General features: G+C 67.5%; 21 protein-coding genes. 16 read left to right on the top strand and 5 right to left on the bottom strand.

Annotation, left to right across the window (positions count from 1 at the left end; translation table 11 throughout):
• Window positions 1-6 precede the first annotated feature (6 nt).
• Together MMG85_RS06390 and MMG85_RS06385 are read left to right on the top strand one after the other, a co-directional pair.
• On the top strand, window positions 7-711 hold the full coding sequence (locus tag MMG85_RS06390; protein ID WP_241045281.1) for a glycine zipper 2TM domain-containing protein: 705 nt from the start codon (window positions 7-9) through the stop codon (window positions 709-711).
• Between the two features lie 147 nt (window positions 712-858).
• Entirely contained in the window at window positions 859-2,523 is a 1,665-nt protein-coding gene (locus MMG85_RS06385) for an amidohydrolase family protein (RefSeq protein WP_241045280.1), read from the top strand.
• Between the two features lie 117 nt (window positions 2,524-2,640).
• On the opposite strand, the gene MMG85_RS06380 is transcribed toward MMG85_RS06385, so the two are convergent.
• A complete protein-coding gene (locus MMG85_RS06380) occupies window positions 2,641-3,519 on the bottom strand; it encodes a PhzF family phenazine biosynthesis protein (RefSeq protein ID WP_241045279.1) in 879 nt (292 codons plus the stop codon).
• A 31-nt stretch (window positions 3,520-3,550) separates the two neighbouring features.
• Entirely contained in the window at window positions 3,551-4,429 is an 879-nt protein-coding gene (locus tag MMG85_RS06375) for a PhzF family phenazine biosynthesis protein (RefSeq protein WP_241045278.1), read from the bottom strand.
• 87 nt (window positions 4,430-4,516) lie between these two features.
• On the opposite strand from MMG85_RS06375, the gene MMG85_RS06370 reads away from it, so the two are divergent.
• The 5 genes from MMG85_RS06370 to MMG85_RS06350 all read left to right on the top strand — a co-directional run bounded on the left by MMG85_RS06370 (window position 4,517) and on the right by MMG85_RS06350 (window position 11,211).
• Window positions 4,517-7,147, top strand: a complete 2,631-nt coding sequence (locus tag MMG85_RS06370) for a bifunctional aspartate kinase/diaminopimelate decarboxylase (RefSeq protein WP_241045277.1) — start codon at window positions 4,517-4,519, stop codon at window positions 7,145-7,147.
• Window positions 7,131-7,625: a hypothetical protein gene (locus MMG85_RS06365; RefSeq protein ID WP_241045276.1), complete on the top strand. Its 495-nt coding sequence runs from the start codon at window positions 7,131-7,133 to the stop codon at window positions 7,623-7,625. The genes MMG85_RS06370 and MMG85_RS06365 overlap by 17 nt, the downstream gene beginning before the upstream one ends.
• On the top strand, window positions 7,622-8,977 hold the full coding sequence (gene murL, locus MMG85_RS06360; protein WP_241045275.1) for a UDP-N-acetyl-alpha-D-muramoyl-L-alanyl-L-glutamate epimerase: 1,356 nt from the start codon (window positions 7,622-7,624) through the stop codon (window positions 8,975-8,977). Before MMG85_RS06365 ends, murL begins: the two co-directional genes overlap by 4 nt.
• Window positions 8,958-10,361, top strand: a complete 1,404-nt coding sequence (murD, locus tag MMG85_RS06355) for a UDP-N-acetylmuramoyl-L-alanine--D-glutamate ligase (RefSeq protein WP_241045274.1) — start codon at window positions 8,958-8,960, stop codon at window positions 10,359-10,361. Before murL ends, murD begins: the two co-directional genes overlap by 20 nt.
• Window positions 10,362-10,431: 70 nt before the next feature.
• The gene (locus MMG85_RS06350; protein ID WP_241045273.1) at window positions 10,432-11,211 is read left to right on the top strand and encodes a dienelactone hydrolase family protein; all 780 of its coding nucleotides are present in this window, start codon (window positions 10,432-10,434) and stop codon (window positions 11,209-11,211) included.
• 13 nt (window positions 11,212-11,224) lie between these two features.
• On the opposite strand, the gene MMG85_RS06345 is transcribed toward MMG85_RS06350, so the two are convergent.
• Window positions 11,225-12,223 carry a polyprenyl synthetase family protein gene (locus tag MMG85_RS06345; protein WP_241045272.1) on the bottom strand — a complete coding sequence of 333 codons (999 nt, stop codon included), beginning with the start codon at window positions 12,221-12,223 and terminating at the stop codon, window positions 11,225-11,227.
• 153 nt (window positions 12,224-12,376) lie between these two features.
• On the opposite strand from MMG85_RS06345, the gene MMG85_RS06340 reads away from it, so the two are divergent.
• The 6 genes from MMG85_RS06340 to MMG85_RS06315 all read left to right on the top strand — a co-directional run bounded on the left by MMG85_RS06340 (window position 12,377) and on the right by MMG85_RS06315 (window position 18,410).
• Window positions 12,377-12,877 (top strand): single-stranded DNA-binding protein, encoded by a 501-nt coding sequence (locus tag MMG85_RS06340; RefSeq protein WP_241045271.1) that lies wholly within the window; start codon window positions 12,377-12,379, stop codon window positions 12,875-12,877.
• A gap of 63 nt (window positions 12,878-12,940) precedes the next feature.
• Window positions 12,941-13,996, top strand: coding sequence for a dTDP-glucose 4,6-dehydratase (gene rfbB / locus MMG85_RS06335; protein ID WP_241045270.1), 1,056 nt, complete (start codon window positions 12,941-12,943; stop codon window positions 13,994-13,996).
• Between the two features lie 13 nt (window positions 13,997-14,009).
• Entirely contained in the window at window positions 14,010-14,897 is an 888-nt protein-coding gene (gene rfbA, locus MMG85_RS06330; protein ID WP_241045269.1) for a glucose-1-phosphate thymidylyltransferase RfbA, read from the top strand.
• A complete protein-coding gene (rfbC, locus tag MMG85_RS06325) occupies window positions 14,894-15,451 on the top strand; it encodes a dTDP-4-dehydrorhamnose 3,5-epimerase (protein ID WP_241045268.1) in 558 nt (185 codons plus the stop codon). The genes rfbA and rfbC overlap by 4 nt, the downstream gene beginning before the upstream one ends.
• Window positions 15,448-16,347, top strand: coding sequence for a dTDP-4-dehydrorhamnose reductase (gene rfbD, locus MMG85_RS06320; RefSeq protein WP_241045267.1), 900 nt, complete (start codon window positions 15,448-15,450; stop codon window positions 16,345-16,347). The genes rfbC and rfbD overlap by 4 nt, the downstream gene beginning before the upstream one ends.
• 101 nt (window positions 16,348-16,448) lie before the next feature.
• On the top strand, window positions 16,449-18,410 hold the full coding sequence (locus MMG85_RS06315) for a S9 family peptidase (RefSeq protein ID WP_241045266.1): 1,962 nt from the start codon (window positions 16,449-16,451) through the stop codon (window positions 18,408-18,410).
• Window positions 18,411-18,462: 52 nt separating this feature from the next.
• Here MMG85_RS06315 and MMG85_RS06310 read toward each other — a convergent pair whose 3' ends face one another.
• A complete protein-coding gene (locus MMG85_RS06310; protein WP_241045265.1) occupies window positions 18,463-20,271 on the bottom strand; it encodes a peptide MFS transporter in 1,809 nt (602 codons plus the stop codon).
• Window positions 20,272-20,395: 124 nt separating this feature from the next.
• On the opposite strand from MMG85_RS06310, the gene MMG85_RS06305 reads away from it, so the two are divergent.
• The 3 genes from MMG85_RS06305 to MMG85_RS06295 all read left to right on the top strand — a co-directional run bounded on the left by MMG85_RS06305 (window position 20,396) and on the right by MMG85_RS06295 (window position 25,872).
• Window positions 20,396-22,384: an oligopeptide transporter, OPT family gene (locus MMG85_RS06305; RefSeq protein ID WP_241045264.1), complete on the top strand. Its 1,989-nt coding sequence runs from the start codon at window positions 20,396-20,398 to the stop codon at window positions 22,382-22,384.
• 93 nt (window positions 22,385-22,477) lie between these two features.
• Window positions 22,478-24,544 carry a S9 family peptidase gene (locus MMG85_RS06300; RefSeq protein ID WP_241045263.1) on the top strand — a complete coding sequence of 689 codons (2,067 nt, stop codon included), beginning with the start codon at window positions 22,478-22,480 and terminating at the stop codon, window positions 24,542-24,544.
• Between the two features lie 68 nt (window positions 24,545-24,612).
• Window positions 24,613-25,872, top strand: a complete 1,260-nt coding sequence (locus MMG85_RS06295; protein ID WP_241045262.1) for a DUF819 family protein — start codon at window positions 24,613-24,615, stop codon at window positions 25,870-25,872.
• 144 nt (window positions 25,873-26,016) lie between these two features.
• Here the strand turns inward: MMG85_RS06295 and MMG85_RS06290 are convergent, their stop codons facing one another.
• Entirely contained in the window at window positions 26,017-26,241 is a 225-nt protein-coding gene (locus MMG85_RS06290; protein ID WP_055936189.1) for a CstA-like transporter-associated (seleno)protein, read from the bottom strand.
• Window positions 26,242-26,245 lie beyond the last annotated feature (4 nt).

The following is a 26,245-nucleotide window of genomic DNA, read 5'->3' as shown; positions in this document are numbered from 1 at the left end:
CCCGACATGAAGCGTCTTTCCGCCGCCGTGCTGGCTGCCGGCCTGCTTGCCACCGGCGTGGCGTCCGCCCAGTCCGTGCGCCACTACGGCACCACCGACCGCGACGAACCCTATTACGACTACGCACGCGTGGTACGCGTCGACCCCATCATCGACGGCGGCTACCGCGATACGCGTGGCGCGACGTCATCCCAGTGCTATTACCGCGACGCCGACGACGTGTACGCGCGCGACGGCTATCGCGACGACGTCTACGGCAACCGCGGCCCGGACGACGTCTACGACAATGGCGACTACCGCGACGTCTACGGGCAGGACGGCTACGGCGACCGGCGCTATCCCGCCGGTGGCACCGACGCCGGGCGCACGGTCGCCACGGTCATCGGTGGCATCGCCGGCGCGGTGCTGGGCAGCAAGGTCGGCGATGGCAGCGGCCGCTACGTCGGCACCGCTGTCGGTTCGATGGTCGGTGGCATGGCGGGGCGCTCCATCTACGACACTTCCCAGCGCAACCGCCAGGTGCAGCGCGGCCAGGTGCGTGTCTGCGACCCGGTGCCGGTGAATGACGGTCGTGGCGACGATTATTACGGCGACGGACGCGTCTCCGGTTATGACGTGACCTACGAATACGCCGGTCGCACCTACCAGACCCGCACCGGTTACCACCCCGGCGACCGCATGCGCGTGCGCGTCGACGTGCGGCCGGAGTGAGGCCGCCTGTCAGCGGGTACGCGGCGCAGCGCGCAGGGAAACACCATCACAAGGGGCCGCAATGCCCCTTTCTTGTTGCCTGCGAACGTTGCCGTCGCGCGCATCACCGCGCATAGTCCTGCGCTGGCTCAACAGCGGGAGTGCGGCATGCGGCGTCTGGCATGGGGAATGGGCAGTCTGGTGGTGTGGGCGGGTGCCGTGCAGGCGCAGGTGCAGGTCGTCACCGCCGCACGCGTGCATACCTCCGATCCGGCGCGGCCGGTGGCCGAAGCGATGGCCTGGGATGCGCAGGGCCGCATCCTGGCGGTCGGCAGCGCCCGCGAACTGCAGCAACGCTATCTCGATGCGAAGCGCGTCGATGCATCCGGGAAGACCGTCATCCCCGGCCTGATCGATGCCCATGGCCACGTCATGGGGCTGGGCTACGCGCTGATGCGTGCCGACCTAGTGGATGCGCGCGACAAGGACGAGGTGATCGCGCGCCTGCGCGCCTTCGAGAAGCAGTTGCCCCCGAATGCCTGGCTGCTCGGCGGTGGCTGGGACCAGAACGACTGGCCGGGGAAGACCTTTCCGTCTGCCGCCGATCTCGACGCTGCCTTCCCCGAACGCCCCGTCTGGCTCGAACGCGTGGACGGCCATGCCGGCTGGGCGAACAGCGCGGCGCTGCGCGCGGCGGCGGCAAAGGCGCCGCGTCCGCTGGATGGCGACTGGCAGCCCGAGGGCGGACGCATCGAGCGTGTCGATGGTCGGCCGAGCGGTGTCTTCATCGATGCCGCCATGGCGCTGGTCAATGCCGTGGTGCCGGCGCCCGACGCGACCTATCGCCGTCAGGCGCTGGAAAAGGCGACGCAGGCCGCCGTGCGCAACGGGCTGACCGGGGTGCACGACATGGGCGTGTCGCACGCGGACCTGGCGCTGATGAAGCAGTTCGCCGACGAGGGACGCCTGCCGCTGCGGATCGAAGCCTATGCCGATGGCGACAGCGACGCGCTGGACGATCTCTGTTCCACCGGCCTGTACCGTCATGCGGGCGGTCGCCTGCAGATGCGCGGGGTGAAGCTGTACGCGGACGGCGCGCTGGGCAGCCGCGGCGCGGCCCTGCTGGAAGACTACAGCGACGATCCCGGCAACCGTGGCCTGCTGGTGACCGAACCGGCGGCGCTGGAGTCGGCCATGCGCAAGGCGCGCGGCTGCGGCGTGCAGGTGGCGACGCACGCGATCGGCGACCGCGGCAACAGGCTGGTGCTGGACGCCTACCAGCGCGTGCTGGGCGATGCCGCGAAGACCGACCATCGCTGGCGCATCGAGCATGCGCAGGTGGTGGCGCCGGAGGAATTCCCGCGCTTCGCCGCACTCGGCGTCATCGCGTCCATGCAGCCGACGCACGCGACCTCGGACATGCCGTGGGCACAGGACCGGCTGGGCCCGGTGCGCATCACCGGTGCCTACGCCTGGCAGCGGTTGCAGGGCAGTGGCGTGAAACTGGCGCTGGGCTCGGATTTTCCGGTCGAATCGGTCGATCCGCGGCGCGGCCTGCACGCGGCGGTGACGCGACAGGATGCGCACGGCCATCCGGACGGTGGCTGGCGCGCCGAAGAGCGTCTCAGCGCCACCGAGGCACTGCGCGGCTTCACCGCCGATGCGGCCTGGGCGGCACACGACGAAGCGAGCGTCGGCCGGCTTGCGCCCGGGCTGCGCGCGGATTTCGTCATCCTCGATGAGGACCCGCTGGCGATTCCCGGCGAGCAGCTCGACGACTTGCACGTGCGCTCGACCTGGGTCGACGGCAAGGCGGTCTACGAGGCGGAGTAGGGTCCGCTGTTGTGGGAGCGACGTCAGTCGCGATCGCTCCCCGCCGCCTGTTGCCGCTGGCGTTGTCGAAGACCGCGCTTTCGCGACTCACGTCGCTCCCACAGGAAGCGGGTTCCGCTACCAGTCGATCTGGCCGCTGACGATGGTGCGCACGTGGCCGCCCGACCAGACGTTGCCGGCTTCGTCCACGCGCAGCTGCAGGCGTGCGTCGTAGCCGACTTCGCGCCCCTGGCTGACGGTGTAGCGGCCGTCGCGGCCGGGCAGCGCATCGCGCGAGGCCAGCCAGGCGGCGAGGGTGGCGTTGGCGGCACCGGAGGCGGCGTCCTCGAACGCGGCCGGCGCACCGACGAAGGCGCGTACCGCCAGGTCGTAGTCCTGGCCTGGCGTGCGCGCGTACGCGCAGACGCCCATGCTCTCGGTGGCGCGGGCGAGTGCGCCGATGGCGTCCCAGTCCGGCGTGGCGCCGCGCAGCGTGGCTTCGTCGCGGACGTCCGCCAGCCACCAGCGGCGACCACCGTCGACCAGCGCCGGCGGAAGATCGCCGGCGGGCAGGTTCGCGAGCGCGGCGCGCAAGGCGTCGTCCGTGGTGGGTTCGCCGACCCTCACCACCTGCGCGCGGGGCGTGCGCACGGCGATGGTGCGGGACGTGCCTGCGTCGTCCACCCGCAACGGCAGTACGCCCACCGCACCTTCCTGCATCAGCAGGCCATCGACCGGCGTGGCCAGTCCGGCGTCGAGCACGACATGCGCGGTACCCACGCTGGGATGGCCGGCAAACGGCACTTCGCGGCGTGGGCTGAACATGCGCACGGCATAGCTGGCGCCCGGCTGCGTGGGCGCGAACACGAAGGTGGTTTCCGGCAGGCGTGTCCAGCGGGCGATCGCCTGCATGGCGGCGTCATCCAGGCCGGCTGCGTCGAGGACGACGGCCAGCGGATTGCCGGCGCCGGGGCGGTCGGCGAATACGTCCAGCTGGACGTAGCGGCGGAGGGTCATGGGGGGCGTTGTCGCGTGGGGGTCGCGCAGCTTACCAAGTCACCCGGCCATCGATGACCAACTGGACATGACCGCCAATCCAGACCTCACCGTCCGCATCGACCTGCAGTGCCACGCGGCCATCGCGCCCGAGTTCACGGCCCTGGCTGGCGGTGTAGCGGTTCTCGCGTCCGGGCAAGGCATCGACGGCATGCAGCGCGGCGGCGATGCAGGCGTTGACGCTGCCGGTGACCGGGTCTTCCGGGATGTTGTCGGCCGGGCAGAAGGCTCGCACCGCGAGATCGTGGTCGCTGCCGGCCGGGGTGCGACCGAAGACCGCCAGACCGACCGCGTCGGTGGCCTGCGTCAGAGCGGCGATCGCGGCCAGGTCCGGCGTCAGTCGGCGCACGGCATCAGCGTCCTGCAGTTCCACCAGCCACCACGACGGTCCGTTGTTCCATAGCGCCGCCGCAAGGCCGGCGGTCGGCAGCGTGGCAAGGACGGCCTGCAACGGTTGGTCCGACGGCGCGGTGTCCCTCTGGCGCGCACGCGGTGCGCGCAGCTGGATGCTCCGCGCCGGTCCGTGGCCCTCGAGCTGTATTGGCAACAGGCCGGCAGCGCACTCCTGCACCAGTTTGGCCGTGTCCGCGACCAAGCCGGTCTCCAGTGCCACCCAGGCGGCCCCCACGCTGGGATGCCCGGCGAACGGCAGCTCCTGCCGCGGCGTGAAGATGCGGATGCGGTAGCTGGCCGCGGGCGTGGTCGGCGGCAGGAAGAAGATCGTTTCCGACAGATTGGTCCAGGCCGCGAAGGTCTGCATGCGGGCGGTGTCCCAGCCGGTCGCGTCCAGCACCACGCCCAGCGGATTGCCGGCGCCGGGACGGTCGGCGAACACGTCCACCTGCAGGTAGCGATGGGAAGGTCGTTGCATGCGGTACGGTCCGGTCGAAGGCGGGGGCTTGGGCTAGAATCGAGGGTTCACGCCCGAAGGGTTCGGGCATTCCTCCCCATTCTATCCATGCCCCCTGCCACCCCCGCGTCTGATCGTTGGATCGTCCTCAAGTTCGGCGGCACCTCGGTGTCGCGTCGCCATCGCTGGAACACGATCGGCACGCTGGCGAAAAAACGCGCGGACGAAAACGATGCGCGCATCCTGGTGGTGGTGTCGGCGCTGTCCGGGGTGACCAACGAACTGACCGCGATCGCCGACGGCGCCGCCGACAGTGCCGAGCGCGTGGCGAAGCTGGAGCAGCGGCACCGCGACTTCGTCGCCGAACTGGAACTCGATGCCGACGCCGTGCTGGGCGACCGCCTCGCGGCGCTACGCAACCTGCTGTCCGATCCGCGTGCCGCGGCGCGCACCCTGGATTGGCAGGCCGAGGTGCTGGGGCAGGGCGAACTGCTGTCGTCCACGCTGGGCGTGGCTTACCTGCGCGCGCAGGGCCTGGACTTCGGCTGGGTCGATGCGCGGCACTGGCTGCAGGCCAACTTCCTGCCCAACCAGAGCCCGTGGGCGCAACGGCTGTCGGTATCGTGCAATACCGCGCCCGACCAGGACTGGCGGCGCGCCTTCGCCGGGCAGTCCAGCCGCATGCTGCTGACCCAGGGCTTCATTTCGCGGCATGCCGATGGCGGCACCGCCATCCTCGGACGCGGCGGCTCGGACACCTCGGCGGCCTACTTCGGCGCGCTGCTCGGTGCGCAGCGCGTGGAGATCTGGACCGACGTGCCCGGCATGTTCAGCGCCAACCCGCGCGAAGTGCCGGACGCACGCCTGCTGACGCGCCTCGACTATTACGAAGCGCAGGAAATCGCGACCACCGGCGCCAAGGTGCTGCATCCGCGCTCGATCAAGCCCTGCCGCGACGCCGGCGTGGCGATGGCCATCCTGGATACCGAACGTCCCGAACTGCCCGGCACCACCATCGACGGCAACGCGGTGACCGTGCCGGGCGTGAAGGCGGTCAGCCGCCGCAACGGCATCGTGCTGGTGTCGATGGAAGGCATCGGCATGTGGCAGCAGGTCGGCTTCCTGGCCGACGTGTTCGCGCGCTTCAAGAAGCACGGCCTGTCGGTGGACCTGATCGGTTCGTCGGAGACCAACGTCACCGTGTCGCTGGATCCCAGCGAAAACCTGGTCAACACCGACGTGCTGGCCGCGCTGTCGGCCGACCTCGCGGAGATCTGCCGGGTCAAGGTGATCGCGCCGTGCACGGCCATCACCCTGGTCGGCCGCGGCATGCGTTCGCTGCTGCACAAGCTGTCGGATGTGTGGGCGATGTTCGGCCGCGAGCGCGTGCACCTGATTTCGCAGTCGTCGAACGACCTCAACCTGACCTTCGTGATCGACGAAGCCGACGCCGAGGGCATGCTGCCGCTGCTGCACGAGGCGCTGATCGACAGCGGTGCGATGCCGGCCGACGAGGCCAGCGTGTTCGGTCCCAGCTGGCGCGAGATCAATGGCGCCCTGCGTCCGCGCGGCGTGCGCTGGTGGAGTGCGCCGGCCGCGCGTGCACGACTGCTGTCGCTCGCGCAGGGCGACACCCCGCGCTACGTCTACAACCTGGATGTGGTGCGCGCGCGTGCCCGTGCGCTGGCCGCGGTCACCGCGGTGGACCACCGCTTCTTCGCCATCAAGGCCAATTCGCACCCCGCCATCCTGCGCGCACTGGTGGAAGAGGGCTTCGGCCTGGAGTGCGTGTCGCGCGGCGAGCTGGAGCGCGTGTTCGAGGTGGCGCCGTCGCTGCCGATGGAGCGCGTGCTGTTCACGCCGAGTTTCGCACCGCGCGCCGAGTACGCGTTCGCGCTGGACCGTGGCATCAACGTCACGCTCGACAATGTCGAAGCGCTGCAGCAGTGGCCGGATGTGTTCCGCGGTCGCCGGCTGTGGCTGCGCGTGGACCTGGGCCGCGGCGACGGCCACCACGACAAGGTCAAGACGGGCGGCAAGAGTTCCAAGTTCGGCCTGCCGCTGGTCAAGCTGGAGGAATTCCTTGCCGCCGCGCGCGCGCTGGATGCGCGCATCGTCGGCCTGCATGCCCACCTGGGCAGCGGCGTGGACAGCCCGCAGCACTGGAACCAGATCGCCGACGAACTGGGCGGCTTGGCCGACCAGATCGGCACCATCGAGACCATCGATATCGGCGGTGGCCTGCCGATCCCGTATGCCGATGGCGACGAGCCGTTCGACCTGGCGGCCTGGGGCGAAGGCCTGGCGGCGATCAAGGCCGCGTATCCGGGCTACCAACTGGTGATCGAACCGGGCCGCTACCTGGTGGCCGAGTCCGGCGTACTGCTCGCGCAGGTGACCCAGGTCGTCGAGAAGCTGGGCATCCGCCGGGTGGGCAGCGATGCGGGCATGCACACCTTGATCCGTCCGGCGCTGTACGACGCCTGGCACGACGTGGCCAACCTCTCGCGCCTGGACGACTCGGAGCAGGAACCGTTCGATGTGGTGGGCCCGATCTGCGAGTCCAGCGACATCTTCGGCAAGCGCCGCAAGCTGTCGTCGGCGACCGCCGAGGGCGACGTGCTGCTGTTCTCCGATGCCGGTGCCTACGGGTTCGTGATGGCCAGCCACTACAACCTGCGCGGCCTGCCTGCCGAAGACGTGATCGAAGGAGTGCCCGGCGATGTCGCCGCGGACTGAGTTCGTCCTGTCCAGCCTGTTGGCCGCCGCGTTGCTGAGCATTGCGGTCGTGGTGCTGATGGATGCGGATCGCCGCGCGCCGGGCGTCGCCGAATTCGCGGCTGCGTTGCGCTTTGCACCTGCCGCGTTGCTGGCCGTCGGGCTGGGCGCCTGGTTCGCCACCCGGTGGCATGCGCGTGCGCACCGTGCGGGCCGACACTGGAAGACGGGTGGTATGACGTTGCGCCTGCTGCTGGTGGTGCTCCTGCTGTTCCCGCTGTCGCTGGCTGTCTGGGCGGTGACGGCTACCGCGATCGACCAGGTGGCGGCCAGCCGTCCGGGCGGATTCGGCGAGGCCCTGGCCTGGTTGCCGGTCGTCGTCTTTTACGGCTCGCTGGTCGCGGTGTTGTTCGGCGCCGCGCCGCTGTTCGCTATCGAATACTTCGCCTGCCGCCGCTACCTGCGTCGGCAGGCCGCACTTTCCACGGATCCCGCATGACGAATTTCGACAAATCCAGCATCCGCACGTTCCGCTTCGTCCGCTGTTCCTTCGACGCGGACAGTGGCGTGGCGAGGCTGGTCTATGCTTTCGACGACGGCCCGGAGCTGACCGAGACGGTGACGGTCCCGGGCGCGCCGTTCACGCTGGACGCGACACGCGCACAGGCGGTCGAGCAGGCGGTGCGGCTGCTGCACCTGATCACCGGCGTCAGCTACTACAAGGCGGCGGTGCCCAACGAGATCCGCATCGACGGCTACGCGATCGACGCGGCGACGGCGGTGTTGCTGGAACAGGTCTACGTGCACGGCCTGGGCGAGTTCGCCTACCGCAACGGACTGAGCCTGCACGGCCGCGTCCGCTTTCCGGTCGCGGCGCAGGCTGCGGCGGCAGCGCCCTCGGCCGGGCTGCGCCAGCACGCGCTGGTCGCCATCGGCGGCGGCAAGGATTCGCTGGTCAGCATTGAAGCGCTGCGCGGTGCCGGCATCGACCAGACGGTGACCTGGATCGGCGGCTCGCAGCTGATCGCGGCCTGCGCCGCGCGCACCGGCCTGCCCACCCTCAACATCGGCCGCGCGTTGGCGCCGGAGCTGTTCGACTACAACCGCCAGGGCGCGTGGAACGGGCACATCCCGGTCACCGCGATCAACTCGGCCATCATGGTGCTGGCTGCGCTGCTGCAGGGCGTGGACCAGGTGGTGTTCTCCAACGAGCGCTCGGCCAGCTACGGCAGCATGATCCCCGGCACCGGCGAGGTGAACCACCAGTGGTCGAAGGGCTGGGCGTTCGAGCAGGCCTTCGGCGATTACGTGCAGTCGCACGTGGCGGCCGACCTGCATTACTACTCGTTGCTGCGCCCGCTCTCGGAACTGGCGGTGGCGCGGCAGTTCGCGCGTACCGATCATTACGACGCGCATTTTTCCAGCTGCAACCGCAATTTCCACCTGCTCGGCGAGCGCCCGACCAACCGCTGGTGCGGCGTGTGCCCGAAGTGCCACTTCGTGTTCCTGGCGCTGGCGCCGTTCATGCCGAAGCCGCGGCTGGTCGGCATCTTCGGCCGCAACCTGCTGGATGACGTGAACCAGACGGGTGGCTTCGACGCGCTGCTGGAGTACCAGGACCACAAGCCGTTCGAGTGCGTCGGCGAAGGCCAGGAGTCGCGTGCCGCGATGGCCGCGCTGGGCGACCGGCCGGAATGGCGCGAAGACGCCATCGTCGCGCGCTTCAACCACGAAATCCGCCCGCAGCTCGATGCGGCGGAACTGGCGGTGGCGCCGCTGCTCGAGATCGGTGGCGAATACCGTATTCCCGCCGCGCTGTGGGAGCGCCTGCGTGCGAATTTCGCAGCTTGAGGGCAGGCGGGTCGCGTTGTGGGGCTGGGGCCGGGAAGGCCGTGCCGCGCATCACGCCGTACGTTCGCGCCTGCCAGCGCTGCCGCTGACGCTGTTATGCAGCGACGCGGAAGCGGCCGAAGCCGCCGCGCTGGGTGATGCGCTTCTCTCCATCGACACGCAGGCGACAGCCGAGCGGCTGCAGGCGTTCGAGATTGTCATCAAGTCGCCGGGCATCAGTCCCAACGGTCCCGCGGCGCAGTCGGCCGCGGCAGCGGGCACGCGCTTCATTGGCGGCACCGGCCTGTGGTTCGCCGAACATGCGGGCGACGATGGCGTCGTCCCGCAGACGTTCTGCGTCACCGGCACCAAGGGCAAGAGCACGACGACCTCGCTGCTGGCGCATCTGCTGCGCGCCTCGGGTCGTCGTACCGCGCTGGTGGGCAACATCGGCGTGCCACTGCTGGAGGTGCTGGATCCGCAGCCTTCACCGGATACCTGGGCCATCGAACTGTCGAGCTACCAGACCGGCGATGTCGCGGCCAGCGGTGCGCATCCCGACATCGCGGTGGTATTGAACCTGTTCCCGGAACACCTGGACTGGCATGGCAGCGAGGCGCGCTACATCGAGGACAAGCTGAAGCTCGTCACCGGCGCGCGCCCGCGTGTCGCCGTGCTGAATGCGGCGGACCCGCGTCTTGCGCCCCTGTCACTGCCGGGCAGCGAGATCCGCTGGTTCAACCGCGCTGAGGGCTGGCACCTGCGCGAGGATGATCTGTATCGCGGCGACGTGTTCGTCATGGACACGCGGCCGCTGCCGCTGCCCGGCCGCCATAACCGCAGCAACCTGTGCGCGGTCCTGACCGCGTTGGAAGCGGCCGGCCTGGACGCGTTGCCGCTGGCCGCACACGCAGCATCGTTCCGTCCGCTGCCGAACCGCCTGCAGGCGATGGGCACGCGGGACGGCATCACCTGGGTCAACGATTCCATCAGCACCACGCCGCATGCCACGCTGGCGGCGCTGGAGTGCTTCGCGGGCCGGCGCATCGCGTTGCTGGTCGGCGGCCATGATCGTGGGGTGGACTGGTCGGATTTCGCCGCGCACATGCGCCATGGCGCGCCCGCGACGATCATCACGATGGGGGCCAACGGCCCGCGCATCCACGCATTGCTTGCGCCGCTGGCGCAGGAGGCGGGTTTAGGGCTGGTCGCCGCCGAGACCTTGCCGGAGGCCGTCGCCGCCGCACGCGCCGCGCTGGGCGGTGAGGGTGTCGTGCTGCTGTCGCCCGGCGCCCCCAGCTTCGGCCAGTACAGGGATTATGTGGCGCGTGGCCGCCATTTCGCGGAACTGGCGGGCTTCGATCCCGAGACCATCACGGCGATTCCCGGCCTCGGCATCGCCTGATACCCCGGACGTCGACGCCGGTCTACGCGTCGCACCGTACACTGCGCCGGTCGCCCACGAGGAGTCCGCCATGCGTCGTCTGCTGCTGCCCTGCCTGCTGTCCCTGCTGTGGTCGCCCGCACTGCTTGCGGCGCCCGTCGCCGAACCGGTCGAGTGGAAGATCGGCAGCGATACGTTCTCCGGATACCTGGTTTACGACGACAGCATCACCACGCCGCGTCCCGGCCTGGTGATGGTGCCCAACTGGAAAGGCGTCAACGACTCCGCGATCGAGAAGGCGCATCTCGTCGCCGGCGACGACTACGTCGTGCTGGTCGCCGATGTCTATGGCAAGGGCATCCGCCCGAAGACCGATGCCGAGGCCGGCCCGGTCGCGACCGCGATGCGCGCTGATCGGCCCAAGCTGCGGGCACGCGTGCAGAAAGCGGTCGAGGTGCTGAAGCAGCAGCGTGCCACGCTGGTCGACCACGCGCGCATCGGCGCCTTCGGATACTGCTTTGGCGGCAGCACGGTGCTGGAGCTGGTGCGTGCCGGCGATGCGCTGTCAGGGGTGGTGAGCCTGCACGGGGGACTGGCAACCGACCTGCCGGCGACGGGTACGGTGAAGACGCCGGTGCTGGTACTCAACGGCGGCGACGACACCTACGTGTCGGCCGCGGAGATCACCGCATTCCAGGACGAAATGCGCAAGGCCGGTGCGGATTGGCAGTTCGTGAACTTCAGCGGCGCGGTGCACTGCTTCGCCGAGTCGGATGCGCAGAATCCCCCGGGCTGCGTGTACCACGAGCGTTCGGCCAGGCGCGCCTACCGGATGATGGCGGACTTCTTCGCCGAGGTGTTCGCCAGGTGACGTGCCGCGCGGGTCAGTGCCCGCGTTCCACCGCGTAGCGCGCCAGGCCGCGCAGGGCGGCCAGCGCATCGGATTCGGGCAGCCCCTCGATGGCCTGTTCGGCCATCGTGGCGTAGTGATACGCGCGCTCGCGGCTGTAGTCCAGTCCACCGGTCGCGCGGATCGCCGCCAGCACCTCGGGCATGGCGCCGGCATCGCCTTCCTGCACGATGGCGCGCAGGCGGTCCGCGGTGGCGGTGTCGGAATGGCGGATGGCGTGGATCAGCGGCAGCGTGGCCTTGCCTTCGGCCAGGTCGTCGCCCAGGTTCTTGCCCAGCGCCTCGGCGTCCGCGGTGTAGTCGAGCACGTCATCGGCGATCTGGAAGGCGTAGCCCAGCGCCATGCCGTAGTCGTAGAGCTTGCGCTGGGTGTCCGCGTCCGCGCCGGAGGCCATCGCGCCCAGTTGGGTGCCGGCGGCGAACAGGACGGCCGTCTTGCGTTCGATCACGCGCAGGTAGGCGGCTTCGTCGGTATCCGGGTTGTGGACGTGCAGCAGCTGCAGCACTTCGCCTTCGGCGATGCGGTTGGTGGTGTCGGCCAGCAGGCGCATCACGTCCATGCGGTCCAGTTCCACCATCAGCTGGAAGCTGCGCGAATACAGGAAGTCGCCGACCAGCACGCTGGGCGCGTTGCCCCACAGCGCATTGGCGGTGCTGCGGCCGCGGCGCAGGTCGGACTCGTCCACCACGTCGTCGTGCAGCAGGGTGGAGGTGTGGATGAACTCGATGATCGCCGCAAGCTGGTGGTGATCAGGGGTGGTCGGGCCACAGGCCTGCCCTGCAAGGACGACCAGCATGGGCCGCAGGCGCTTGCCGCCGGCGGAGATGATGTGGTCGGCGATCTGGTTGATGAGGACGACGTCCGAGGCCAGCCGGGCACGGATCAGGGTGTCGACGGCGGCCATGTCGGCCTGGGCGAGCGACTGGACGGCGGGCAGGGCCAGGGCGGTGCGGGGGGAGTCGACGACGGGCATGGGAAAACGGGCCGGAAAGTCACAGAATTATAGGGGCTGGCGTGCGGCAATGCCCTACATGTGAGCCAGCCGAAGTCCGATGGAAGGGGTCCGGCAGGTATACTCCACTGGTCTTTGCCCGCGCTTGGCGGGCATCCCTGAACGGATATCGATATGGCCCGCGGCATCAACAAAGTCATCCTGGTCGGCAACCTCGGCAACGACCCCGAAACCCGCTACACCCAGGGTGGCATGGCGATCACCCGGATCAGCCTGGCCACCACCAGCGTGCGCAAGGACAAGGACGGCAACCAGCAGGAACGCACCGAATGGCACCGCGTGGTGTTCTTCGGCAAGCTCGGCGAGATCGCCGGCGAGTACCTGCGCAAGGGCAGCTCGGTGTACGTCGAAGGCTCGATCCGCTACGACAAGTACACTGGCCAGGACGGGCAGGAGAAGTACTCCACCGACATCATCGCCGATGAGATGCAGATGCTCGGCGGCCGCGAAGGCGGTGGCGGTGGTGGTGCGGGCGGCGGCGACCGCCCGGCCCGTGCGCCTCGCCAGGACTACGGCAACCAGGGTGGTGGTGGTGGCCAGCGTCGTCCCGCACCCGCCCCCGCGTCGCAGCCGGCCCCGATGGACGATTTTGCGGATGACGATATTCCGTTCTGATCGCGGCAATGCCTGATCCATCAATTCACGACAGCACTTTCATCTGATCTCAAGGAGCAGTACATGCCGACATGGCTTGTTACCGGTGGCGCGGGCTTTATTGGCGGAAACTTTGTTCTCCGCGCTGTCGCGCAGGGCGTCAAGATAGTCAATCTGGACGCGCTGACTTACGCGGGTAATCTGGATACGCTCGCATCCGTGCAGGACAACCCGTTGCACGTATTCGTGCAGGGCGACATCGGTGACCGCGATCTGGTCGCGCGACTGCTCGCCGACCACCAGCCCGACGCGGTCGTCAACTTCGCTGCCGAAAGCCATGTTGACCGGTCCATCGATGGGCCTGGTGCCTTCATCCAGACCAATGTTGTGGGCACGTTGGGTCTGCTGGAGGCGACCCGCGACTATTGGAAGGCACTGGAAGGCGACAGTCGCGAGCAGTTCCGCTTCCTGCACGTTTCGACTGACGAGGTCTATGGCTCGCTGGGAGACACCGGCAAGTTCACCGAAACGACGCCGTATGCGCCCAACTCCCCCTATTCGGCATCCAAGGCCGCGTCCGATCACCTGGTGCGCGCGTTCCACCACACCTACGGCCTGCCGGTCCTCACGACCAACTGTTCCAACAACTACGGTCCGTATCACTTTCCCGAGAAGCTGATCCCGCTGATCATCGCGCGCGCGCTCGCAGGCGAGCCGTTGCCGGTCTATGGCGACGGCAAGAACGTCCGCGACTGGCTGTTCGTCGGCGACCACTGCAGTGCGATCCGCACAGTGCTCGAGAAGGGTCGTGTCGGCGAAACCTACAACGTCGGCGGCAATGCCGAGAAGCAGAACATCGAAGTGGTGCACACGGTCTGTGCGCTGCTGGACGCTCGTGCCCCACGCGAGGATGGGCAGCCGCGCAGCAGCCAGATCACCTTCGTTGCCGACCGTCCCGGGCACGACCGGCGTTATGCGATCGATGCCTCCAAGCTCAGGGACGAACTGGGCTGGGAGCCGGCGTATACCTTCGAGCAGGGCATCGCCGAAACGGTTGACTGGTACCTCTCCAACCAGGATTGGGTGAAGCGCGTCCTGGACGGCAGCTACCGTCTGGAACGCATCGGTACGGCAGCGTAAGGGAGAAGAGGGCATGACGACACGCAAGGGCATCATCCTCGCCGGCGGCTCCGGTACCCGCCTCTATCCGCTGACTCAAGCCATCAGCAAGCAGTTGCTGCCGGTCTATGACAAGCCGATGATCTACTACCCGCTCAGCGTGCTGATGTTGGCGGGGATCCGTGAAGTGCTGGTGATCAACACACCGCACGAACAAGCATTGTTCAAGGCGCTGCTCGGCGATGGGTCGCAGTGGGGCATGGATATCCAGTACGCCGTGCAGCCCAGTCCCGATGGCTTGGCGCAGGCGTATCTGATCGGCCGCGACTTCGTGGATGGCAAGCCTAGTTGCCTGGTGTTGGGCGACAACATTTTTTATGGGCATGGCTTCACCGAGCAGCTGAGGCGCGCCGACGCACGAGCCGACGGGGCAACCGTGTTCGGTTACTGGGTCAACGATCCGGAGCGCTACGGCGTGGCCGAGTTCGATCGGGATGGAAGGGTGGTTGGCATCGAGGAAAAGCCGGCCAAGCCGCGCTCGAACTACGCCGTCACAGGGCTCTATTTCTACGATGGGCAGGCGAGCGACTACGCAGCCGCGCTTAAGCCGTCGCCGCGGGGCGAGCTGGAAATCACCGATCTGAACCGCTGCTATCTCGAGGCCGGCAACCTGCACCTTGAGCAACTCGGCCGCGGGCACGCGTGGCTCGACACCGGTACGCACCAGTCTCTTCTCGAGGCATCGAATTTCATCGAAACCATCGAGGCGAGGCAGGGCCTGCGAGTCTGTTGTCCGGAGGAAATCGCTTTCGGCAACGGCTGGATCAATGCCGGACAGGTCGAGAAGCTGGCGGGGCCACTTTCCAAAAATGGCTATGGTCAGTATTTGTTGTCGCTTGCTGCACGAGGTGTCGTTCGATGAAGGTGGTTGAAACCAAGTTGCCCGGTTGTGTTGTCATTGAGCCAGCCGTTTTTGGCGATGAGCGCGGCTTCTTCTTCGAGACGTGGAATGCAGACCGTTTCGGTCAGCTTGGATTGCCCGCGAAGTTCGTACAGAGCAACGTATCCTCGTCCTCCCACGGCGTATTGCGTGGCCTGCATTACCAGTGGCCGAACCCGCAGGGCAAGCTGGTCAGCGTGCTGGAAGGCGAGGTCTACGACGTGGCAGTCGATATCCGGCGTGGTTCGCCCACGTTCGGGCAGTGGGAGGCAGTGATCCTGAGCGCCGATAACAAGCGCCAGTTCTGGATACCCGAGGGCTTTGCGCACGGCTTTGCCGTAGTGTCCGAGCGTGCCGTTTTCAGCTACCTGTGCACGGCGGTGTACGACAAGGCGATGGATGCTGGGGTCCGCTGGAATGATCCGGCGATCGGAGTCGACTGGCCGATCAGCGCGCCTCAGTTGTCTGGGAAGGATGAGGCCGCTCCGTTGCTGGCCGACATCGCGCCGGAGCGACTGCCGATTTTCGCGTCATGACCCTGCTGCTGCTGGGTGCCAACGGGCAGGTGGGGCATGAGCTGCGGCGCAGCCTGGCGCCGCTCGGCGAGATCGTGGCGACGACGCGATCCGGTGAGCTGCCGGATGGTGCTCGCTGTGAGATCGCGGACTTCGATCGGCCCGAGACGCTCGCCGACCTGGTTCGGCGTGTCGCACCCGTTGCGGTCGTCAACGCCGCCGCGTATACCGCGGTGGACAAAGCCGAAGACGACGAAGCCGCTGCGTTACGCGCCAATGTGGAGGCGCCGGGAATCCTTTCGCGTGCCTGTGCGGAGCGCGGCATCCCGTTCGTGCATTACTCCACCGATTACGTGTTCGATGGGCAGGGTTCACGTCCGTATCGTGAAGACGATCCCACCACGCCCCTGGGTGTGTATGGAGCTAGTAAAGTTGCTGGTGAGCAAGCCGTACGCGAAGCCAACGGTAACTACTTGATCCTAAGAACCGCATGGGCTTATGGCTCGCACGGTAACAACTTCCTGCGCACCATGCTGCGGCTGGGTGCCGAGCGCGACGAACTGCGCGTGGTGGCGGATCAGCAGGGCACGCCGACACCGGCCTACCTGATCGCGGATACGACGGCACGGCTTCTGGCCATGCGCGAGCCGGTGCGGGGAACCCTGCACCTGACCGCCGGCGGCGGCACCACGTGGCACGGGTTCGCCGAGGCCATCATCGCCGGGGCCCATGCGCGAGGGTTGTTGGCGCGTGCGCCGCGGGTGTTGCCCATCACGACGGCCGACTTTCCGACGCGGGCGCAACGGCCTGCCTATTCCCGCATGGACGTTGCGAAACTCGAGTCCGTGCTGGGCGAGCCGATGCCTGACTGGCAGGCAGGGCTGGATCACGTCCTGGACCAGATGGTGCCGCGATAGTGTCCGCCCGATGAGGCTGTCGCGCCCCGGCGGATGATTGCACCTCCACGTGCCTCCCGTTATCGTCCCGCGCAGTAGGGACGGTCTCAAGGGGAAGGAAGATGAGGAAGTGGATCCTGGCTGCGCTCGCGGCCGGTCTGGTATTGGCTTCGCAGGTCGCGGCGGCGCAAGTGGATGTTCAGCGGTTCATCCGCAAGGACAAGTTCGACACCATCAAGATCTCGCCAGGCGGCGACTATCTGGCAGCTACCGTTCCGTTGGAGGACCGCACGGTACTGGCCATCATGCGGCGGTCGGACAGCAAGTTGACCGGTACGTTTGCGCTGGACAAGAACTCGCATGTTTCGCGCTTCTGGTGGGTCAATCCGGATCGCGTGGTCGTTTCGATCGCCGAGAAGTTCGGCCAGCTGGACCAGCCGCTCGGGACAGGCGAATTGTTCGCGGTGGATGCAGACGGCGGCAAAGCCACCGTCCTGGTGGGTTTCCGGATAGGCACCCAGCAGGTCGGCAGCAACATCCAGCAGAAAAAGCCCGAACAGGTCCATGCGTTCCTCGTGGATTCCCTGCCTGCCGACGACAAGGGTGTGGTGGTCTCGATCTGGCCCTGGGGCGATGATCCCTTCACGCGTGCGGAGCGGCTGGATGTCTACTCCGGTCGCCGCACGCCTATCGCACGCGCCCCGGTCCGCAATGCCGACTTCACCACGGACAACCAGGGGCAGGTCCGTTTCGCCGATGGCTCGGGCGTCGACAACGCACGCAAGCTCTATTACCGCGATGGCAAGGGAAGCGACTGGCAATTGATCAACGACGAGGCGGTCACTCGTCGAATCGAGTATCCACTGGGCTTCAATCGCGACCAGACCATCGCTTACCTGCAGGTCGAACAGCCTGCGGGGCCGGATGCGATCGTCGCCTGGAACATCGCGACCGGCGAGCGCAAGGAAGTGCTGCGCAATGCAAACGTGGACCCGGACGATATCGTGTATTCGCAGGACAGCGACATGGTGCCTGTCGGTGCTGTGTTCGCCGACGGCAAGCCGGCAGTGCGTTTCTTCTCCGACGATGTTCCGGAGGCCAGGCTTTACCGCAGCCTGGAGGCCGCATTCCCCGGCGAAACGGTTGAGGTCACCTCGCGCACGGCCGACGGCAAGCTGGCGCTGGTGCAGGTGAGTTCCGATCGCAATCCCGGCGATTTCTATCTGTTCAACGTCGACGCGAAGAAGCTGGACTATGTACTGAGCCGGCGGGACTGGCTGGATCCGGAGGCGATGGGCTCGGTCCAGCCCGTCCGCCTGCGCGCGCGAGACGGCACCGATCTGCACGGGTACCTGACCCTGCCCAAGGGCGGGTCGGGCAAGCAGATGCCGATGATCGTCATGCCCCACGGTGGGCCGTTCGGCATCCGCGACTACTGGGGTTTCGACCCGGGAACGCAGCTGCTGGCCAGCGCCGGTTACGCGGTGTTGCAGGTGAACTTCCGTGGCTCCGGGGGCTATGGACGCGCCTTCCAGGGAGCAGGCGCGCGGCAGTGGGGACAGTCCATGCAGGACGATGTCACCGATGCGACACGCTGGGCCATCCAGGAGGGCATCGCCGATCCTCGCCGCATCTGCATCTATGGTGCGAGCTATGGCGCGTACGCATCGCTGACGGGCGTGGCGAGGGAGCCGGATCTTTATCGGTGCGCCGCCGGTTACGTGGGCGTCTACGACCTGCCCATGATGCATACGCGCGGCGACATCCAGCGGCGCGGTTCCGGCGAGACCTATCTCAATGAATGGATCGGCCCACGCAACGCGCTGGCCAGCGTGTCGCCCGTCAACATGGCCGACCGCATCAAGGTGCCTGTCTTCCTGGCCGCTGGTGGCGAAGACGAACGCGCACCGGTCGAACACACCGAGCTCATGGAGCGCCGCCTCAAAGCGGCGGGCGTACCGGTCGAAACGCTTTACAAGAAGACCGAAGGCCACGGTTTCTACAAGCCGGAAAACCAGCAGGAGTACTACACCAGACTGCTCGCGTTCTTCAATAAGCATCTCGGAGGCGCAACGGCGAAGTAGATCCCGCGTTCGCGGCAACGCACTCAACGGCGCCCCTGGGCGCCGTTGTTTTTCAAGCGCGTCGCATCATCCGCTTCAGCAGCGGCGAGACCAGCAGCGCCAGTGCGCCGCAGCCCAGGCCGATCCACATCATCAGCCAGAACAGGTCGGCATAGCCGGAAGCGGCTTGCGCCAGCTCCCATGCCTCGCCTTCCGGAACCTCCAGCGCGGCCAGCTTGCCGAACTGCGCGGCCAGCGTTTCCGAGAACGCGGTGGCGAGCAGCCACATGCCCATCATCAGGCCGACCACGCGCGGCACCGACAGCTCGGTGACCGCCGCCAGGCTGACCGGCGCCAGGCACATCTCGCCGATCTCCAGCAACAGGTAGGCCAGCACCAGCCACCACACACTGGCCATCACGCCCGTTTCGCCGACCTGTTGCGCGGCAAGCGCCAGCGGTACGAACGACAGGCCGCCGAACACGAGGCCCAGCGCACCCTTGAACGGTTTGGACGGGTCGCGCCCATGCCGGCCCAGCATCGCCCACAGCCAGGCGAAGACCGGCGCCAGCACCACCAGGAACAGCGCGCCCAGGTAGGTCAGCGAGCCCGCCGTCTGCGGCAGGACGATCGAATCCCGCAGCACCAGCAACACCATCACCGCGGCCGTCGCCAGGAAGATCGCGCGCGGCAGCCGCGGACTGGCGCCACGCTCGGTGGTCCGCACGGCAACGACGAAGGCGATGGGCATCGCCAGCAAGCCCCACGTCGACCAAGGCGCCGTGCCCACAAACAGGCCCACGTTCGCCGCCAGGCTGTCCGACCACACCAGCACGCCGGGCGCATGCACCAGCGACGGAAACAGGTCCTTGGTCAGCAGCCGGTCGGTGAACATCACCCATGAGCCATAGGTCTGCTCGTACAGGGTGAAGAACACCAGGCACATGCAGATCATCGCCATCAGCGCGAGCATCTGCCGCCGCTGCGGTGCCGTGCATTGCGTGGTGACGAACCAGGTGAACCAGCCCAGCACCACCAGCAACACCACCAGCATCAGTACGAGTGCCAGCGACAGTTCGCCGCCCAGCGCGAAGGCGCCGTTGGCCGCCGCCCACATCAGCCATGCCAGCGGCAGCACGCCCGACAGCGCGCCCAGGTAGATCATCCACTCGCGCCGCACGCCGAGCACGGACGCGCGCAACGCCGTCGATGACGGCGGTTCGGCGTGACCCTGCAGGTAGCGCTGGCCCCACAGGAACATCGCCAGCCCCAGCAGCATGCCGATGCCGGCCGCGCCGAAGCCGTATTTCCAGCCCAGCGTTTCGCCCAGGTAACCACACACCAGCGAGGCCAGTAGGGCGCCCAGATTGATGCCCGCATAGAACAGGCTGAAGCCACCATCCCGACGCGGATCGCCCACCGGATACAGCCGGCCGACGATGCCGGTGATGTTCGGCTTCAAGAAGCCCACGCCCATGACGATCAGCGCCAGCGACAGGTACATCGTGCGCAGCGCGCCCTCGTCGCGCGTCACCACGCCGCCGTCCGAGACCGCCGCCACGCCTTCCACCGCCATGCCCGCGTGGCCCGCGACCAGCAACAATCCACCGAACACCACCGCCTTGCGCATGCCCAGCCAGCGGTCGGCCAGCAGGCCGCCGATCACCGGGATGCAGTAGACCAGGCCGCCGTAGGCGCCGATCAGGTCGTAGCCGGCGCCGTCGGCGAACAGGTGGTACTTGGTCAGGTACAGCAGCAGCAGCGCCTTCATTCCGTAGAACGAGAAGCGCTCCCACATCTCGGTGAAGAAGCAGACGTAGACCCCCTTGGGGTGGCCCAGGAAGTCGTCGCGGCCGGGGATGGCGGGGGAAAGAACGCTCAAGCATCGCTCCGGGCAGGGAAAAACCGCCGCGAGTATAGCGAGCGCCCCGGGATGCACCGCTCCGGCTGGACTTGCCGCGCAGCGAAGGCTAGCGTGTCGGCTTTCCGCCTTTCGGGAACACGCAATGACTCCGCCGGGGACCCCGCAACTCACTTTCCGCGCCGTCGTGCTGGCCATCGTGCTGGCCGTCGTGCTGTCGGCCGCCAACGCCTACCTGGGCCTGTTCGCCGGCCTGACCGTGGCCACCGCCATCCCGGCGGCCGTCGTCTCGATGGGCGTGCTGCGCCTGCTGGGCGGCGGCACGATCCTGGAGAACAACATCGTGCAGACCGGCGCGTCGGCCGGCTCGTCGATCGCGGCAGGCGTCATCTTCACCATCCCCGCGCTGATCATCCTGGGCTACTGGCAGGACTTCCAGTATTCCTGGGTGTTGGCCATCGCCGGTCTCGGCGGCCTGCTGGGCGTGCTGTTCTCGGTGCCGCTGCGCCGCTCGATGATCGTCGAAGACCCGCTGCCGTTCCCCGAAGGCAAGGCCGCTGCCGAAGTGCTGAAGGCCGGCGAGAATCCCGGCCCCGGCCTGAAGATCCTCGCGTTTTCCGCCGCCATCGGCGCCGTGCTGAAGGTCGCCGCGCACAGCGGCATGCGGCTGATCCCCGATACCGCGGCGGGTGCGGGCTTCTTCGGCAAGTACCTCGGCTACATGGGCACGAACCTGTCGCCGGCCCTGCTCGGCGTGGGCTACATCGTCGGCCTGAACATCGGCATCGTGGTGCTTTCGGGCAGCATCCTGTCCTGGCACATCGCCATTCCGCTGTACCACATGGCCTTCCTCGGCACCGATCCGGCGCTGGCGCAGAGCATCGCCGGTGCGGGTGCGGAAGACGTGGCCGGCGCCATCTGGTCGGCCAAGATCCGCTACCTGGGCGTGGGCGCCATGCTGATCGGTGGCGTGTGGACGCTGTTCTCGCTGCGCAAGTCGCTGCTGTCGGGCGTGAAGAGCGGCATCGCCGCCGCGCGTGCCGGCTCCGGCGGCGCCGAGGTCGCCGAGACCGACCGCGACCTGCCGATGAAGTGGATGCTGGTGGCGCTGGTGGTGTTCGTGCTGCCGCTGCTGCTGCTGTACCAGGCCATCGTGGGCATGTGGCACGTCAGCATCCCGATGGCGATCATCATGATCGTGGCCGGCTTCCTGTTCGTCTCGGTGTCGGCCTACCTCGCCGGCCTGGTCGGTTCGTCCAACAATCCGGTGTCGGGCATCACCATCGCCACCATCCTGTTCGCCTCGGTGGTGCTGTTGCTGCTGCTGGGCGAAAGCGGACGCATGGCGGTCGGCGCCGGTGGCGCGCCGCTGGGCGCGGTGGCCGCGATCATGATCGGCGCGGTGGTGTGCTGCGCCGCGGCGGTGGGCGGCGACAACCTGCAGGATCTCAAGGCGGGTTACATCGTCGGTGCCACGCCGTGGAAGCAGCAGCTGATGCTGGGCATCGGCGCGTTCTCCTGCGCGCTGATCATGGCGCCGGTGCTGAACATCCTGTCCGAGGCCTACGGCATCGGCGCACCGACGGCCGAGCATCCCAATCCGCTGTCCGCCCCGCAGGCCACGCTGATGGCGTCGGTGGCCAAGGGCCTGTTCGGTGGCGAGCTGCCGTGGGGCATCATCGGCATCGGTGCGGTGATCGGCGCGATCATCATCGCGATCGACGAGACGTTGAAGGCCAAGGGCAGCAGCTTCCGCGTGCCCGTGCTGGCCGCGGCCATCGGCATCTACCTGCCGCTGGAACTGATGGTGCCGATCTTCCTGGGCGGCCTGCTGGCCTACCTGGTCGAGAAGCGCCACGGCATGGTCGGCACGAAGGACGAGGAGGCGCGCGACCGTCTGCACCGCCCGGGCACGCTGTTCGCCGCCGGCCTGATCACCGGCGAAGCCCTGATGGGCATCGCGGTGGGCGTGGCCATCTACGCCACCAAGGACCGCGACGTGCTGGTGCTGCCGGAGATCTTCCAGCAGGGCGAGATTGTCGGGCTGGTGGTGCTGGCCATCGTCGGCTGGCTGCTCTACCGCACCGGGGCCAAGGCGAAGGCCCTGGGCGACGTGGAGCCCGGCCCGCGCTGAACCGGCAGAGGGCGCAAAGGCGTGACCTGACGCCTTTGCGCCGCGGCGCGCTTAGCGCCTACCATCGGGGTTTCCCTGTTGCCGGAGCCCCGGATGAAGCTGAAATCCGCCCTGTTGCCCCTCTGCCTGCTGGCGGCGCTGCCGTCGCTGGCCCACGCGCGTGGCCTGGACGTGCGCGACCTGCAGAAGCTGGACCGCGTGTCCTCGCCGGTGCTGTCGCCGGATGGCGGCACGGTCGTGTTCGCCAAGCGCATCGTCGATGCGGACGTGGTCAAGGCCAGCAGCAGCCTGTGGATCCGCAACCTGCGGACCCGCGACATGGCGCCGCCGAAGCGGTTGACGCCGGAAGGCTGGAGCGTCAACTCGCCGGCGTTCTCGCCGGACGGCAGCACGGTCTACTTCCTCAGCGCCAAGTCCGGCACGCAGCAGCTGTATGCGCAGCCGGTCGCCGGCGGCACGCCGCGCCAGCTGACCGATTTCGCGCTGGACGTGGCCAGCTACAAGCTGTCGCCGGACGGCACCCGTGTGCTGTTCAGCACCGACACCTTCGCCGACTGCAAGGCCGACTTCGCTTGCACGAAGAAGAAGCTCGACGACACCGCCGCGAAGAAGAGCACCGGCGTGATCTACGACGGCCTGTTCGTGCGCCACTGGGACACTTGGGCCGACGGCCGCCGCAGCCGCCTGTTCGTGGCCGCGCTGCCGGAAGGCAAGGGCAAGCCGGTCGCCACGGCAACGTCGCTGACGGACACGATTGACGGTGATGCGCCATCCAAGCCGTTCGGCGGCGCGGACGAGTACACGTGGTCGCCGGATGGCGGTGCGGTCGTCGCCGCGATCCGCGTGGCGGGCAAGGGCGAGGCGTGGTCGACCAACTTCGACCTTTACAAGATCGCCGCGGATGGCAGCGGTGCGCCGGTCAACCTGACGGCCGCCAATCCCGCCTGGGACACCGGGCCGGTGTTCAGCGCCGACGGCAAGACGCTGTACTACCGGGCGATGAAGCGCCCGGGTTTCGAAGCGGATCGCCTGGGTTTGATGGCGATGGATCTGGCCACGCAGCAGGTGCGCGAGATCGCACCGTCGTGGGATCGTTCTGCCGACGGCATCGTGCTGTCGGAGGACGGCGGCACCATCTACACCAGCGCGCAGGACGTCGGCCAGCATCCGCTGTTCGCCGTCGATGTCGTCAGCGGTGCGGTGAAGCAGGTGGTGGGCGAGGGCAGCATCTCGGCGTTCGACCTGGCCGGCGACACGCTGGCCTTCACCCGCAACTCGCTGAAGAGCGGCGACCAGTTGTTCACCACCACGGTGGCCGGCGCGCCGCTGCGCGCCATCACGCCAAGCGCCGGTGAGGTGCTGAGGGACGTGTCGTTCGGCGATTTCGAACAGTTCACCTTCACCGGCTGGAACAACGAGACCGTGCACGGTTACGTGGTCAAGCCGCACGACTACGTGGAAGGACAGAAGTATCCGGTCGCGTTCCTGATCCACGGCGGTCCGCAGGGCAGCTTCGGCAACGGCTGGAGCTATCGCTGGAATCCGCAGACCTATGCCGGCCAAGGCTACGCGGTGGTGATGATCGACTTCCACGGCTCCACCGGCTACGGCCAGGCCTTCACCGATGCGATCAGCCAGCACTGGGGCGACCGTCCGCTGGAAGACCTGCAGAAGGGCTGGGCGGCAGCGCAGCAGAAGTACACGTTCCTCGACGGCGACAAGGCCTGCGCGCTGGGCGCCAGCTACGGCGGCTACATGGTCAACTGGATCGCCGGCAACTGGAACGAGCCGTGGAAGTGCCTGGTCAACCACGATGGCGTGTTCGACACCCGTTCGATGGGCTACGTCACCGAAGAGCTGTGGTTCACCGAATGGGAGAACGGCGGCACGCCGTTCGACAAGCCGCAGAACTATGAAAAGTTCAATCCGGTGAATCATGTCGCCAACTGGCGCGTGCCGATGCTGGTGGTGCAGGGCGAGAAGGACTACCGCGTGCCGGTCGACCAGGGCCTGTCCACGTTCACCGCGCTGCAGCGCAAGGGCATCGATTCCAAGCTGCTGTACTTCCCGGACGAGAACCACTGGGTGCTCAAGCCGCAGAACAGCATCCTGTGGCACGACACCGTCAACGCCTGGCTGAAGCAGCATATCGGCCGCTGAGCGTTATCCGATGGCCGGCCGTGCGCCGGCCATCGTCTTTTCCGAAGTTCGCAGGGGAGTCCTGATCGATGGCGATCGAAGCCACCGCACCATCCACCGCGCTGATCCAGAACGACGCCGTCGTGATGGGCCTGCTCGCTGCCACACTGGCGTTCGTGTTCTGGGGCGCCTCGCGCCCGGCCGGCGCCTGGAAGAAGTTTTACGCCGTCGTGCCGGCGCTGCTGATGTGCTATCTGCTGCCGGCGATCTACAACAGCGTCGGCCTGATCGATGGCAATGCGTCCGGCCTGTACGCGATGGCGCGCGACTACATGCTACCCAGTTCGCTGGCGCTGTTCTGCATCGCCATCGACCTGGTCGCCATCCTGCGGCTGGGACCGAAGGCGATCATCATGTTCCTGACGGGTACCGTGGGCGTGATGTTGGGTGCGGTAGTGTCGTTCCTCGCGTTGGGCATCATCCATCCGGAGACCGTGGGCGGTGATACCTGGAGCGGCATGGCCACGCTCGCCGGCAGCTGGATCGGCGGCGGCGCCAACCAGGCGGCGATGAAGGAAGTGTTCGCGGTCGATTCCACCTTGTTCGGCCAGTTCGTCGCAGTCGACATTCTGGTTGCGAACGTGTGGATGGCCTTCCTGCTGTTCCTGATCCCGCGCGCCGCCAAGATCGACCGCTGGATGGGGGCCGACACCACCGTCATCGACGACCTGCGCCAGCGCATGGAGAGCTACCACGCGCAGCACGCACGCAATCCCACGTTGACCGACCTGATGATCATCCTGGGCATCGGCCTGGGTACGACCGGCCTGGCGCACTTCCTGGCCACGCCGCTGGTCGAGTGGATCAAGACCCTGCCGGCGGAATGGCGGCTGGAAGACTTCAGCCTGACCTCCACGTTCTTCTGGATGGTGGTGATCGCCACCACGGTCGGATTGCTGCTCAGCTTCACCCGTGCCCGGCAGATGGAGGGCGCCGGTGCATCGAAGGTCGGCACCGCCATGCTGTACGTGCTGATCGCCACCATCGGCATGCACATGGACCTGAAGGCGCTGGTCGACAAACCGTGGCTGTTCCTGCTGGGCGCGATCTGGATCCTGACGCACGGCCTGCTGCTCTTCATCGTGGCCAAGCTGATCAAGGCGCCGCTGTTCTTCGCTGCCGTGGGATCGCAGGCCAACATCGGCGCGGCGGCATCGGCGCCGGTGGTCGCCAGTGCATTCCACCCGTCGCTTGCGCCGGTGGCGGTGCTGCTGGCGGTGTTCGGCTATGCACTGGGTACGTACTGCGCGTACATCACCGGCATCGTGCTGCGCGGCATGGCGGGGTAGGGCTGGCGCACGTTTTTCTGTAGGAGCGACGTCAGTCGCGACCGGAAACCTCAACGTCGCGACTCACGTCGCTCCTACAAGGGCCCAATAAAAAAGGGCGAAGCCGATGGCTTCGCCCTTTTTCGTTCCGGATTCCCTGATTGCTCAGCAGCAGCGGAACCCGCTCCTGCCGCCGAACCGTGCTTCCTGCCGTTCGCGGAAGAAGGTCTTGTAGTCCATCGGTTCGCGGTCGGGATGCTTCTCCAGCACGTGCCGGACGTAGTTGTCGTAGTCCGGCACGCCGCAGCACAGCCGTGCCGTCTGCACCAGCCTTCGCCACACACGCTTGTGTGCGGCGAAGTGCGAGAGCGGGACGAGGTCGGTACCCATGGCC

The sequence above is a fragment of the Pseudoxanthomonas sp. LH2527 genome, assembly GCF_022539275.1.
Classification (GTDB): Bacteria; Pseudomonadota; Gammaproteobacteria; order Xanthomonadales; family Xanthomonadaceae; genus Pseudoxanthomonas_A.
This window is presented reverse-complemented; position numbering and strand designations above follow the sequence as displayed.